General features: G+C 42.9%; 15 protein-coding genes, 2 tRNA genes and 1 rRNA gene. 13 read left to right on the plus strand and 5 right to left on the minus strand.

The window, feature by feature from the left end; genetic code table 11:
* Positions 1-49: 49 nt before the first annotated feature.
* The 5 genes from NSQ70_RS02945 (at position 50) to NSQ70_RS02965 (ending at position 3,490) form a co-directional block, all read left to right on the plus strand.
* Positions 50-589, plus strand: a complete 540-nt coding sequence (locus NSQ70_RS02945) for a dihydrofolate reductase family protein (RefSeq protein ID WP_217967504.1) — start codon at positions 50-52, stop codon at positions 587-589.
* Positions 590-697: 108 nt separating this feature from the next.
* Positions 698-1,171, plus strand: coding sequence for a MarR family transcriptional regulator (locus NSQ70_RS02950; RefSeq protein WP_007496406.1), 474 nt, complete (start codon positions 698-700; stop codon positions 1,169-1,171).
* Positions 1,155-1,778: a nitroreductase family protein gene (locus NSQ70_RS02955; RefSeq protein ID WP_039170198.1), complete on the plus strand. Its 624-nt coding sequence runs from the start codon at positions 1,155-1,157 to the stop codon at positions 1,776-1,778. Before NSQ70_RS02950 ends, NSQ70_RS02955 begins: the two co-directional genes overlap by 17 nt.
* A gap of 17 nt (positions 1,779-1,795) precedes the next feature.
* Positions 1,796-2,848, plus strand: coding sequence for an LLM class flavin-dependent oxidoreductase (locus tag NSQ70_RS02960; protein ID WP_024719164.1), 1,053 nt, complete (start codon positions 1,796-1,798; stop codon positions 2,846-2,848).
* Between the two features lie 348 nt (positions 2,849-3,196).
* A complete protein-coding gene (locus NSQ70_RS02965; protein ID WP_024719163.1) occupies positions 3,197-3,490 on the plus strand; it encodes a hypothetical protein in 294 nt (97 codons plus the stop codon).
* A 45-nt stretch (positions 3,491-3,535) separates the two neighbouring features.
* On the opposite strand, the gene NSQ70_RS02970 is transcribed toward NSQ70_RS02965, so the two are convergent.
* Entirely contained in the window at positions 3,536-4,090 is a 555-nt protein-coding gene (locus tag NSQ70_RS02970; RefSeq protein WP_039170194.1) for an XRE family transcriptional regulator, read from the minus strand.
* Positions 4,091-4,202: 112 nt separating this feature from the next.
* Between NSQ70_RS02970 and NSQ70_RS02975 the strand changes: the two genes are divergently transcribed.
* On the plus strand, positions 4,203-4,790 hold the full coding sequence (locus NSQ70_RS02975; protein WP_024719161.1) for a LysE family transporter: 588 nt from the start codon (positions 4,203-4,205) through the stop codon (positions 4,788-4,790).
* Positions 4,791-4,794: 4 nt separating this feature from the next.
* Here NSQ70_RS02975 and NSQ70_RS02980 read toward each other — a convergent pair whose 3' ends face one another.
* The gene (locus NSQ70_RS02980; protein ID WP_024719160.1) at positions 4,795-5,346 is read right to left on the minus strand and encodes a GNAT family N-acetyltransferase; all 552 of its coding nucleotides are present in this window, start codon (positions 5,344-5,346) and stop codon (positions 4,795-4,797) included.
* A gap of 126 nt (positions 5,347-5,472) precedes the next feature.
* Between NSQ70_RS02980 and NSQ70_RS02985 the strand changes: the two genes are divergently transcribed.
* Positions 5,473-5,658, plus strand: coding sequence for a CsbD family protein (locus tag NSQ70_RS02985; RefSeq protein ID WP_024719159.1), 186 nt, complete (start codon positions 5,473-5,475; stop codon positions 5,656-5,658).
* 153 nt (positions 5,659-5,811) lie between these two features.
* Positions 5,812-6,474: an O-methyltransferase gene (locus tag NSQ70_RS02990; RefSeq protein ID WP_024719158.1), complete on the plus strand. Its 663-nt coding sequence runs from the start codon at positions 5,812-5,814 to the stop codon at positions 6,472-6,474.
* 36 nt (positions 6,475-6,510) lie between these two features.
* Here the strand turns inward: NSQ70_RS02990 and NSQ70_RS02995 are convergent, their stop codons facing one another.
* Both NSQ70_RS02995 and NSQ70_RS03000 read right to left on the minus strand, forming a co-directional pair.
* The gene (locus NSQ70_RS02995; protein WP_160758205.1) at positions 6,511-6,831 is read right to left on the minus strand and encodes an AzlD domain-containing protein; all 321 of its coding nucleotides are present in this window, start codon (positions 6,829-6,831) and stop codon (positions 6,511-6,513) included.
* Complete coding sequence (locus tag NSQ70_RS03000; protein WP_342502436.1) at positions 6,828-7,553, minus strand: AzlC family ABC transporter permease; 726 nt, start codon at positions 7,551-7,553, stop codon at positions 6,828-6,830. The genes NSQ70_RS02995 and NSQ70_RS03000 overlap by 4 nt, the downstream gene beginning before the upstream one ends.
* A 296-nt stretch (positions 7,554-7,849) precedes the next feature.
* Between NSQ70_RS03000 and NSQ70_RS03005 the strand changes: the two genes are divergently transcribed.
* Positions 7,850-8,725, plus strand: a complete 876-nt coding sequence (locus NSQ70_RS03005; protein WP_024719156.1) for a DMT family transporter — start codon at positions 7,850-7,852, stop codon at positions 8,723-8,725.
* A 79-nt stretch (positions 8,726-8,804) separates the two neighbouring features.
* Positions 8,805-9,824, plus strand: coding sequence for a S66 peptidase family protein (locus NSQ70_RS03010; RefSeq protein ID WP_338706390.1), 1,020 nt, complete (start codon positions 8,805-8,807; stop codon positions 9,822-9,824).
* 38 nt (positions 9,825-9,862) lie between these two features.
* On the opposite strand, the gene gltP is transcribed toward NSQ70_RS03010, so the two are convergent.
* Positions 9,863-11,113, minus strand: a complete 1,251-nt coding sequence (gene gltP, locus NSQ70_RS03015; RefSeq protein WP_024719154.1) for a glutamate-aspartate/proton symporter GltP — start codon at positions 11,111-11,113, stop codon at positions 9,863-9,865.
* Positions 11,114-11,482: 369 nt separating this feature from the next.
* Between gltP and NSQ70_RS03020 the strand changes: the two genes are divergently transcribed.
* From NSQ70_RS03020 to NSQ70_RS03030, 3 genes are all read left to right on the plus strand, one after another.
* Positions 11,483-11,559, plus strand: a tRNA-Arg gene (locus NSQ70_RS03020).
* Positions 11,560-11,574: 15 nt separating this feature from the next.
* A tRNA-Gly gene (locus NSQ70_RS03025) sits at positions 11,575-11,648 on the plus strand.
* Between the two features lie 135 nt (positions 11,649-11,783).
* Positions 11,784-13,332 (plus strand): 16S ribosomal RNA (locus NSQ70_RS03030).
* The last annotated feature ends 81 nt before the right edge of the window (positions 13,333-13,413 follow it).

The raw sequence follows: 13,413 nt of genomic DNA on the forward strand, positions 1-13,413 counted from the left end.
TTCTTTCTGTTAAAATGGGAACATGCGTTCTTATATCAGGCGGGGAGTGGTGAGATTGAAAAGGAAATTACTATTTTATGGGGCAATGAGCATTGATGGATATTTAGCAAGGGATGATCACCGTTTAGATTGGCTCATAGGAACAGAGGGCGAAGAGGATACGAGATATGAGGAATTTTATGCTTCCGTCGATACGCTGATCATGGGACGGAACACATACGAACAGGTTCTAAAGCTCTCACCTGATGGGTTTCCTTATGAAGACAAGACATGTTATATCGTTTCTCGCACTTTACAAGACAGTCATACAGGAACCCATATCATTCGTGAAGATGTTCTCTCATTTATCCACAATTTAAAAAATGAAAAAGGGCAGCATATCTGGATAGTAGGAGGCGGGGAACTGCTTCAAGCATTATTAAAAGAAAAATTAGTCGATGAGCTGTATCTCCAAATCGCACCTGTCATGATTGGAAAAGGAATCCCTCTTTTCCCTCCAACTGATCAGGAATCTAGATTTTCATTACAACAAGTGAATCAATACAAACAAATTGCTGAAATGCATTTTGTGTCAAAAGAAGACCACTGAATCACAGGGGTCTTTTTTTAATCAAACAAACACGTTGACAAGAAAATATCCTAGTGTTAGGATAAATTTATCCTAGTTTTAGGATTTATTGAAAAAGGAGTAGTTGCCATGGTGCAGCAAGATCAGGAATTAGACTTAAGGCTTTTCCGAGTATGGATGAAAGCCTATCATGCCCTTTTTGCAAATATCCAAAAAGACATTGAACGTTATGATATCGGATTTGAAAACTTTCAAATTCTTGAATTACTGTATAGTAAGGGACCACATCCCGTTCAAAAAATTAGTGAGATTTTATCCATTCCAAGTGGGAGCATCACCTATGTGGTCAACAAATTAGAAAAACAAGAATTAGTCAAAAGACAATGTGCACCTTCTGATAAACGTGTATTCCATGTATTACTGACAGATAAAGGGAAACAGCTATTTGACGATATTTTTCCAAAACATACAGATGTCATTTCACAAAATCTGTCCTTTATCGAAACAGAGGAAAAAGAACAGCTCATTGAATGGTTGAAAAAAATCGGTTTAGGTGCAAAACAACTTCACGAAAAGGGGAAACAAGATGACACACAGCTTTGATACATTGGTACGTGAAAGACGATCAGCATCAAATTTTTTGCCAAATATCTCGATTTCGAGAGAAGAGCTTAATAGTATCTTTGAAGAAGTGAAGCTGGCACCTTCAGCCTTTAATTTACAGCATACGCAATATGTCGTCGTCCAATCAGAAGCGCTTAAAGAGCAAGTAAGAGATGCTGCATTTGGACAATATAAGGTGCATTCCGCTTCAGCAGCGATCATTGTACTCGGCGATCCGAAAGCTTATGAGCAAGCAGGAAACATTTATGAAGGCCTAAAAATGCTCGGCATCTTAAATGCGCAACAATATGAGGAAATGGTCAGAGAGACGATGAGTTTTTATGTGCAGAGAGGATCAGACTTTCAGAAAGAAGAGGCGATTCGCAATGCTTCATTATCTGCCATGCTATTTATGCTTGCCGCCAAAAACAAGGGATGGGATACTTGCCCAATGATCGGCTTTGACCCCGAAGCAATGAAAAAGGTGTTAAACATCGAATCAGATTTGGTTCCTGTATTAATGATCACGCTCGGAAAAGAAAAAGTAGAGAGCAGACAAGCGAGAGGCTATCGCAAGCCGGTCTCTGAATTTGTGACATATTTATAAGATAGGGGGTTCCATTCATGGAACTAGGAATTAGTACATTTGTAGAAACAACACCTGATTTTCAAACAGGAAAAACAGTCAGCCACGCACAGCGTATTCGTGAAGTAGTAGAAGAAATTATTTTAGCAGATCAAGTGGGTCTCGACGTTTTTGGTGTAGGAGAGCATCATCGTGAAGATTTTGCCGCATCAAATCCAGCAGTCGTATTAGCAGCTGCGGCAACGCAAACAAAGAATATTCGTCTGACAAGTGCCGTAACTGTTCTTTCATCGGCAGATCCTGTTCGTGTGTTTCAAGATTTTGCGACATTAGATGGCCTTTCTAACGGGCGTGCAGAGATCATGGCTGGCCGTGGATCATTTATTGAATCGTTCCCGCTTTTTGGCTATGACTTAGATGATTATGAAGAATTATTTGAAGAAAAACTAGATTTACTGTTGAAATTACAGCAGTCAGAGCGTGTGACGTGGAGCGGTAAGCACCGTCCTTCCATTCAGGATGTCGGCGTATATCCAAGACCTGTTCAAGATCCGCTTCCCATCTGGATTGGCAGTGGAGGAAACAGAGAATCTGTCGTACGTGCTGGATTATTAGGATTGCCACTTGTCCTTGCCATTATTGGCGGCAGCCCTAGACAGTTCGCACCGCTAGTGCAGCTCTACAAGCAAGCTGCGATTCACGCTGGACATGATCCTGAGAAATTAACGGTGGCATCCCATTCACATGGATTTGTTGCGGAGGAAACAGAATTGGCAGCAGATCAATTCTTCCCTTCTACACAGCATGTCATGAATACATTAGCAAGAGAACGAGGCTGGGGACCTTATACCCGTTCTACATTCGATGCAGCAAGAACATTAGAAGGTGCATTGTATGTAGGAGATCCAGATGCCGTAGCAGAGAAAGTGATTCATCTGCGAAAAAATGTAGGCATTACGCGCTTCATGTTGCACGTACCAGTCGGTTCAATGCCGCATGATCAAGTGCTGAAAGCTATTGAGTTATTTGGGAAAGAAGTGGCTCCTAAAGTAAGAGAAGAGGTTGCTCGCTGGGAAGCCGAACAAGCATAACAAAAAAGTCGATCAAGTGAATAGGCTTGATCGACTTTTTCTTATGCTTAAGGATCAATAACACATGGTTTCACTGTAGGGCATGAAGCAGCAGAAGCAAATGGTGTGGCCGTCAAGGTGAAGAGGAAAACAAGTTGAAAACAGATAAGCCATTTTTTCATGAAATCACCTCCGTTATCAATTGTTTCACTAGAACGAGGTGAGGATAAAAGCATAGAAGTATGTAACACTCTCTATCCAGCATAAGACAATCATATCATAATTTTCAAAAAAATGAAAAAATAACTTACTAAAGTTCTAAATTATGGTATGGTTAATATGTTCAACAAAAAAGGGAGGGATTTTTGTATGAAAAAGGTCATAACTTCTGTTTTGGTTGGAGCAATTGTTTTAACGGGTGCGGGTGTCACCGCTGTCCCGGTAGAAGCGAAGGGGAAAGTAAGCAGTGAAGTAACGGTACAAGCAAGTCGAACCGTCTCGGAAACGAGAACATATACGACGTCAAACATCCCATCAAGTATTACATATGCAAAGGATGGATGGGTCGGTATTCTCTATCAATCGTCAATTGAAGAGTTAGGTTTAGGAAAATATAGAGTTACCTTTACTGGAACGGTTGTACGCGATCCAGGATTTAATTAAATATAAAATGTAAAGCTGACAGGTGGACAAGCCTGTCAGCTTTTTTTAATGGGGATAATAAAGAATCATTTGCATCCGTACCATCTGTTCTCCTGATTGTTTATACTCATGGGCGCGGTCAGCCTTAAACCGAATCGAGTCGCCAGCTTGTAATGTGTATTGCTCATCACCGATCGATAAATCAAGTGCTCCCTCAAATACGGTAATCAATTCCTCTGTACCGCCGATATGTTCTTCCGCACTTAACGACCCATGAGGATCAATTTCTACCTGATAGACTTCAAATTTTCTCAGGTCATCAAATGGGAACGTCGTATATACCCGATACCTTCCCTCGTCCTCGGTTAAAACTTGTCCTTCTTCTTTTCGCACGATCTTAATTTCAGGCTGCGGTGCGTATATGAGTTCGCTAAAAGACACCTTCAACCCATTGGCGATTTTCCACAGAGTGGTGATGGTTGGTGTGGATTCTCCTCTTTCGATTTGCCCAATCATCGTTTTACTCACACTTGTTACCTCAGCCATCTTTTCTAGGCTTAATTTCTTTTGCTCTCTTAGCAGTTTGACATTTCTAGCAATAATTGATTGTACGTCCTCCATCAAAAAACTCCTTTCTTTTATTTACTTTATAACGACCGAATAGTACAATGAAACGTAATATACGCAATAAAGACTTTTAGGTCTAAATAACGTATGAAAAGGAGGTAACGATTTGATTGTTTCCATGTTGATTTATGCTTTTGTTACCAGCTTCACCCCTGGGCCGAATAATATCATGGCGATGGTCTTTACGAATAAATATGGGGTCAAGCAAACATTTCGATTTTGTTTAGGGGTTGGGATCGGATTTTTGGTCATTTTATGTTTGAGCGGTTTCTTTAATCTCATTCTTTATCAAGTCATGCCGAAAATAGACTGGGTCATGGCTTTCATCGGAGCCGGTTACATGATCTATTTGGCTGTTAAAATCATGAAAAGTAAAGGCGGAGATGACGAAACATTAGACCGCTATAATCATTTTATCCCGGGGATGCTGCTGCAATTTATTAATCCGAAAGCCATTTTGTATGGGTTAACCGTCATTTCCACTTTTGTTCTGCCGTATGGACAGTCCAATATGCAATACATGTTGTTGACGCTGATTCTCGCCATCATTGGTTTTTTAGGCACATTTAGCTGGAGTTTATTTGGCTCTGTATTCAAGCGTTTTTTAACTCTTTATCAGCGGCCGTTCCAGTTCGTCATGGGGCTGCTGCTTATGTATAGTGCGATTTCGATGATCTGGAGTTATGTCATGTAAGCGGTCAGGAGACTGGCCGCTGCCTGCCCATCACAACCGTATCATAATACATGCCGTCCGCCAGCCGTTTATCTTTTTTTAACAAGCCTTCAATCTCAAAGCCATAGTGTTCATATAAACGAATGGCTTTTTGATTGGTTTCCATTACTTGAAGTGACATCTTTTGAATGCCTTGCTGATCTGCCCAGTCGATCGATGTAGCTAAAAGTTCTTTCCCGATGTGATAGCCCCAAGCGGCCTTCTGTACGGCGACGCCAAACGTTACTTTGTGAGCAGAGCGCTTAAGAGAATGTCCTTCGCATCTTGAAAAACCGACAATGTCTCCTTCAATATCTGCAACTAAAAAGAGATGACGGCATTCATTGGAATCCTCTTGAATCAACGCCTCGAACCCTTTCTCATCAATAAAAGCTTCACCCGGTTCACGATCTAAATATTCGGTTTCACCATCGATTTTCAGTCTGAGAGTTGATAACTGTTTGGCATCTGCTAATGCAGCAGAGCGAATACGATAGGTCACACCACGTACAGTGAACATACTTTCAGAAATGATCATTGAACAGACCACCAACCTTTCATTCCATTATGTCTATCATACCTGAAACGCGCACACAGCACACTCAGATGTTTTGTCATGTGCAAAAAGGCTAAATAAACAGTATCAAACGTGGAGGTGGAACAAATGAGTGAACAAAATGGACATATGGATAAAGCGAAAGGAAAAACAAATCAAGTCAAAGGTCAAGTGAAAGAAAAACTTGGCGAAGCGACAGATCGTGAAAACCTGAAAGCAGAAGGAAAGAAAGATCAAGTAAAAGGAAAGCTTCAAGATAAAAAAGGTGACGTGAAAAATAAGCTGAATCAGTAGTTTGCGCATACTTGCAGGTACTCGCCCCATGTATCCATCATCACATTCCTTTCATCAATAAAATCAATAGGTGTGTGAAAAGAATTGATTATAAATTCTTGCTTCCGTCATGTAGACTTTAAATAGAAGACATGAACAAGGGAGATGGATGAAATGGAGCAAGTATGGGGGAAAGTTGACGAGTATATCAAAGACAAATTGATGGTCAAAGATGACGTATTGGAGCAAACTCTTATCAAGAATAAGCAAGCCGGGTTACCAGAAATAGATGTGTCGCCGGCCCAAGGAAAACTGCTTTATTTGTTAGCAAAAACCAAGGGTGCAAAGCGCATTTTAGAAATCGGTACACTTGGCGGTTATAGTACCATTTGGCTTGCCCATGCACTTGAAGCGGATGGAGAACTCATGACATTAGAGGCTGTCAGTCATCATGCAGAAACCGCACAGCAAAACATAGACAGAGCAGGCCTAGCAGAACGTGTCACCATTTTACAAGGAAAAGCGTTAGATACTTTATCTCAGTTAAAAGAGCAGGATACGCTTCCGTTCGATTTGATTTTCATTGATGCAGACAAACCAAACAACCCGCAATATTTGAAGTGGGCGTTACATTTCTCAAAAAAGGGAACAGTCATTATTGCAGACAATGTGGTCAGAAATGGAGCAGTTCTTCATGCCTCTGATCAAGATGAGCGAGTGAAGGGAACGCGTGAATTTTTCGATTTACTCAAACAAGAGTCGAGAATTGAAGCAACCGCTATTCAAACTGTTGGCGAAAAAGGCTATGACGGCTTTATATACGGTATCGTAAAATGACAAAAAGCTTAACCGCATCCGGTTAAGCTTTTTCTATTAGAAAAACCATCTAGCTGTGCCCATCAGCATGACGCCTACTAGAACGGTGAGGGACAAGCTTTTTGTCCAAATAGCGATTAACACAGTTGGAAGCAAGACAGCAAGGTACATCCAGTGAATGGTGACGCCTGCTGTAGTATGTATGAAAAGATGCTCTGCAATCAAAGCGGTAAATATACAAATGGGGATAAACGATAACCATTTGAGCACCACTTCTGGCATCTGGATACTCCTTACAAATAAAAATGGAACGACTCTTGGGATGATGGTCACAATCATACAGCCAAGAATGAGCCATAACATAAAACTACTAATCATTTATCTGTCACCACCCCAATAGTGGCAACAAGCACAGTTGCCAACAAAACAGCCACGTGTGAAGGAACAAAATGAAGCAGCACAAACATCGCAACAAACATATATAAAACAAGTGACAAGCGATGGGTTAGCTTATTTTTTGGCACCGTCTGTAAAGAAAGAATGAGCAGCGCAGCAAACATCGCGGATAGGGCAAAATCAAGACCAAGCGCCTCTGGATTGGAAATCCAGTGTCCGAATATTCCGCCAAGTGTACACGCAGCAATCCAGCATAAATAAGCTGTAATATTCAGTCCATGCATCCATCTGTTATTCAATTTTCCTTGCTGTGCTAATTTATTCATCGCTACGCCAAAGGATTCATCAGTAAGCAGAAGACCAAACCCGATGTTCTGCTTTGCAGAGTAGCGTGTAAAATGAGGGGCAAGCGTAAGGCTGAGTAACAAATGCCGTAAATTGACAATGAACGTGGTGAAAATAATAGCGGAAAGGGGGCTTCCTGTCACAAGTAATGCACAGATGATAAACTGTGAAGCGCCAGCATAAATAAAGATAGAGAGCAGCGCGATTTCCCATATACTTAACTGCGAACTAATGCCAACAATTCCAAAGGCAAACCCAATGCTCATATAACCAAGCAAGGTTGGCACACAATCTTTTATTCCCTCAAGAAACGGTTCGTTTCCGGCAGTGGGAATGTGTTTCCTAGCTTCAACATCCAAAGAACTCTACTCCTTTTCTGTGTAAACATCAATTGTTTTACTTACTATAAGAAAACGAATTCATCATGTCAATCCTATTGAACTTCTATTATATGAAGAAACATGGCGATAAAAAAGGATTGAAGTGAACCAGATTTTGTTATAAAGTAATCAGAAAATAAAAACAATTGGGGTGACTGATATGCAATGGAAGCCTTTATTTGAACATGATGTACCAAATCACCTCCGTCCATAACGGAGAGTGATCTCCGTTTGTGGATATCGCAGTGAATATATCCAGTAACGGAGGGGAAAAAATGAATGAAAAATATATAGGAGCCCTTTACTTAGCGTTAGCTGCTAGTATTTGGGGCGGTATGTATGTAGTGGTCAAAGTAACAGTTGCGGTGGTCCCGCCACTTGAGCTTGTCTGGATGAGATATGCAATAGCTGGAGTCGTTCTTGTGTTCACGATTTGGCGTTTGGGTTACTCTTTTCGATTAGACAAAAAGGATATCCCGCTGATTGTGGCGATTGGATTGATTGGCAACTTTCTCTCGATCGTGACCCAAGAAATTGGCACAATGTATACGTCTGCACAAATGGGTGCCGTCATCACATCGGCCACACCTGCTTTTATGGTGCTTTTCGCTTTCTTTCTATTAAAAGAATCATTCACAGTGAGAAAGTGTGTCTCCATTCTGCTTGCTACAGTAGGTGTGCTGACGATGATTGGGCCTGTCGCTGTTCAAACGGATGAGTTTGTTGGTGGTCTTTCACTGGTTATTGCTGCATTAACATGGGCGCTCATGTCTGTTCTTTTGAAACGAGTTCCAGGAAAGTATCCTCAAGTAGTGACGACAACATATGCGATCATTGTGGCCTTTATCGTATTAACACCACCTGTCTTGTTTCGTTTGCCTCATCTTGATGTGCAGCAAATGGCAAGACCGGAAATATGGGGCGGCATTCTGTATCTAGGTATCATCTCAACGGCCCTTGCTTTCTTTTTGTGGAATAGAGGGCTTCAACTGATGGACGCTTCAAGCGGTGGTCTGTTTTTCTTCTTTCAACCAATCGTTGGCACGGTCCTTGGATGGATGCTTCTAGGTGAAGAGATGGGCTTACGTTCGTTTGTTGGGATTTTGTGTATTTTCGCAGGTGTATATACTGTCCTGCGTCAGAGAGAGTAAGACGAGATTCCCCTTGGAGAAGGGGAATTTTCTTTACAATGAATAGATGAGAGACTCATAGAAGGTGAAGGTGAGCAGGATGATCCAGTATCCGCATTTGAAAAAGGGACAAACAATTGGTGTGACAGCACCATCCTCAGGTGTACAACCCTCTTTGCATGAGATGTTTCAACTGTCTTGCGATCGGATGAAAAAAAGAGGCTATGAAGTCATATGTGGAGAGACAGTATGGCAGCAGGAAAAAGCGAAATCAGCCCCTGCGATCAAGCGAGCAAATGAGTTACAGCGGATGATGACTTGTCATGAGATTGACCACATCATCCCGCCATGGGGGGGACAGCTGCTTATTGAAGTGTTAGAGCATCTTGATTTCTCAGTGATGCAAAAAAAGTGGATTCTTGGTTACTCAGATACAAGTCTCCTTCTATTAGCTTTGACATTAAACACAGGCATTGCGACAGCGCATGGACCGAACCTGGTGGATCTTCAGGGGGAAGAGCTTGATCAGGTGACGGCTATGTGGGAACAAATACTTTCCACTCCAGAGAAAAAGGACGTTACTCAATTTTCTTCTGATATGTATCAAAAGGAATGGCAGTATGACCATCCAAGCATTCATGTCTTTCATTTAACCGAGCCAACCGCATGGCGTACTGTTGATCACTTAGAGACGACGATGAAGGGAAGACTGATGGGTGGCTGTATTGATGTGATCCGGCACTTAGCTGGCACGCCTTTTGGAGATGTCAAAGCTTTTCAAGAAACATACCTGAAAGGTGAACCCATTCTATGGTATTTTGAAAACTGTGAATTAAATGCTGCGAGCATGAAGAGGTCTCTTGTTCAATTAAAACTAGTAGGCTGGTTTGATCATTGCTCTGGCATCATGTTTGGCAGGAGTGCAGTGGACACTCCTGTGGAAGGATATGAATATACGGATCTATATGAAGAATTGCATAAGGAATTACACATACCGATTGTTTACGATATTGATTGTGGACACGTACCGCCGCAAATGACCCTCATTAACGGAGCATATGCGGAGGTACAGTTGCAACAAGAAGGTAAAGCCGTGCTGAAGCAGACATTTTTGCCATAAAAAAAGGAAAGGGCGACCCCTTTCCTTCATAAAAAACATTACATTCCTTTTGTTTCTTCACCTGCTTTTGGAACTTCCCATGCAGACTCTCGGAATACTTTTTCCCATTTAGAAACGACAATACAGGCAACCGCATGTCCAGGAACATTCACGCCTGTTCGAGCCATATCCATAATCCGGTCAACCCCGGCGATAATAGCGACACCTTCTGCTGGCAGGCCTACTGCATGAGCTGTTGCCAAAAGAACGACAAGTGAGCCAGACGGGACAGCCGCAATGCCTTTACTTGTTAAAACAAGGACAAGCATCATGAGGAGCTGCTGTGATAAACTCATATCGACACCAAACGCTTGTGCAAGAAACACACAGGAAACCGATAAATATAAACTTGAACCATCGCAATTAAGAGAAAGACCTGACGGGATGACGAAGGAAACGATTCTTTTTGGGCAGCCGTATTTCTCCATCCGTGACATGAGCTGTGGAAGAACAGTTTCTGTACTTGTAGTAGAGAAGGCAACCAAAAACAAATCCCAAATCATTTTCAACACTTCGAAGTAGTTAAAACGGAAGATCAGTGCGACAAGAGGGAACAAAACAAATAGAATAATAAACAATCCTAAGAAGACAGTGCCAACAAGTTTCATCATAGGAATGAGTAAAACAATGCCGTATTGTCCGACAGAAGCTGCCATTAATGCTAAAACTCCAATAGGAGCTGTCACCATGACCATTTGTGTGAGCTTAAACATAATTTGTGCTACTGATTCAAAGAAGGTAAGGACAGGAGCGGAAGCTTTCCCAATACCGCTTGCGGCTACACCGAATAAAATAGCGAAGAAAATCACTGCTAGTAAATCATTCTGAGCCATGACATCGATGATATTGGTTGGAATGATGTCTAAAACCATCTGTTTAAAATCGACGACCTTTTGAGTATAACCATCGAGTTCCCCAATATCTTTCTTAGCTAATTGAGAGAAATCGAGTCCAACGCCTGGCTTTAACACGTTGGCCAATAAAAGCCCGATTCCAAGAACGATGGTCGTAATGACTTCAAACCAAATGATTGTCTTTAATCCGAGACTGCCCATTTTCTTCATTCCACCGCTGCCAGCTGCGCCGATGACAATCGTAGAGAAAACAATAGGGACTACAATCATTTTAATTAATCGGATAAAGCCATCCCCAATGGGCCGCAGTGCCATTCCGAAATCAGGGAAGAAGTGGCCGATAAGAGCTCCTATCACCAAAGCGATCATGATTTGAAAAGCGACGAACTTTTTCATCATCTCCTACCTCCTTTAAATGCATGGAAAATATTAAGAATTTTCCAATAAATAAAAATTCTAGGTGACCATGTTTTGTCCTCCTTTGGATTTAGAAAGATTTTATTTAAGAATCATTAGAATTATGAAGAAAGAAATGAAAATAGGGCGATTGAAACTCTATTTATCTAACAAAAGAGCACTTCTTAAAAAACATTAAACTTTTTTAGAAAAATGTATTGACCCTTTTGTATGATCCATGGTATATTTTTATTCGTCGCTGATGACGCATCTGAAACACTGATGCTCAGACAGATACGACAAACAAACTTTAAAAAGATGTTGACTTAATAAAAACGATATGTTAAGATAATTAAGTCGCCTGATTAAGCGCCCGTAGCTCAATTGGATAGAGCGTTTGACTACGGATCAAAAGGTTAGGGGTTCGACTCCTCTCGGGCGCGCCAATAACATTTAACCACGCGGGTGTAGTTTAGTGGTAAAACCTCAGCCTTCCAAGCTGATGTCGTGAGTTCGATTCTCATCACCCGCTCCATTTTAAAAAAATGATCTTTGAAAACTAAACAAGACAAAACGTACCTGTTAATTCGAGTTTTTATAAAAAAATCCTATGATACATCATAGGTAGTCAGTCAAACGCTGACGAAAAACAAAACTTCGGTTTTGTACTTTTTCGGAGAGTTTGATCCTGGCTCAGGACGAACGCTGGCGGCGTGCCTAATACATGCAAGTCGAGCGGACAGAAGGGAGCTTGCTCCCGGATGTTAGCGGCGGACGGGTGAGTAACACGTGGGTAACCTGCCTGTAAGACTGGGATAACTCCGGGAAACCGGAGCTAATACCGGATAGTTCCTTGAACCGCATGGTTCAAGGATGAAAGACGGTTTCGGCTGTCACTTACAGATGGACCCGCGGCGCATTAGCTAGTTGGTGAGGTAACGGCTCACCAAGGCGACGATGCGTAGCCGACCTGAGAGGGTGATCGGCCACACTGGGACTGAGACACGGCCCAGACTCCTACGGGAGGCAGCAGTAGGGAATCTTCCGCAATGGACGAAAGTCTGACGGAGCAACGCCGCGTGAGTGATGAAGGTTTTCGGATCGTAAAGCTCTGTTGTTAGGGAAGAACAAGTGCAAGAGTAACTGCTTGCACCTTGACGGTACCTAACCAGAAAGCCACGGCTAACTACGTGCCAGCAGCCGCGGTAATACGTAGGTGGCAAGCGTTGTCCGGAATTATTGGGCGTAAAGGGCTCGCAGGCGGTTTCTTAAGTCTGATGTGAAAGCCCCCGGCTCAACCGGGGAGGGTCATTGGAAACTGGGAAACTTGAGTGCAGAAGAGGAGAGTGGAATTCCACGTGTAGCGGTGAAATGCGTAGAGATGTGGAGGAACACCAGTGGCGAAGGCGACTCTCTGGTCTGTAACTGACGCTGAGGAGCGAAAGCGTGGGGAGCGAACAGGATTAGATACCCTGGTAGTCCACGCCGTAAACGATGAGTGCTAAGTGTTAGGGGGTTTCCGCCCCTTAGTGCTGCAGCTAACGCATTAAGCACTCCGCCTGGGGAGTACGGTCGCAAGACTGAAACTCAAAGGAATTGACGGGGGCCCGCACAAGCGGTGGAGCATGTGGTTTAATTCGAAGCAACGCGAAGAACCTTACCAGGTCTTGACATCCTCTGACAACCCTAGAGATAGGGCTTTCCCTTCGGGGACAGAGTGACAGGTGGTGCATGGTTGTCGTCAGCTCGTGTCGTGAGATGTTGGGTTAAGTCCCGCAACGAGCGCAACCCTTGATCTTAGTTGCCAGCATTCAGTTGGGCACTCTAAGGTGACTGCCGGTGACAAACCGGAGGAAGGTGGGGATGACGTCAAATCATCATGCCCCTTATGACCTGGGCTACACACGTGCTACAATGGACAGAACAAAGGGCTGCGAGACCGCAAGGTTTAGCCAATCCCACAAATCTGTTCTCAGTTCGGATCGCAGTCTGCAACTCGACTGCGTGAAGCTGGAATCGCTAGTAATCGCGGATCAGCATGCCGCGGTGAATACGTTCCCGGGCCTTGTACACACCGCCCGTCACACCACGAGAGTTTGCAACACCCGAAGTCGGTGAGGTAACCTTTATGGAGCCAGCCGCCGAAGGTGGGGCAGATGATTGGGGTGAAGTCGTAACAAGGTAGCCGTATCGGAAGGTGCGGCTGGATCACCTCCTTTCTAAGGATATATGGAGCAGCGTACGTTTTTCGTCTTGTTTAGTTTTGAAGGATCATTCCTTCAAACATGTCTCTAGCGAGA

This window comes from Bacillus sp. FSL R5-0397 (genome assembly GCF_038593395.1).
GTDB lineage: Bacteria > Bacillota > Bacilli > Bacillales > Bacillaceae > Bacillus > Bacillus altitudinis.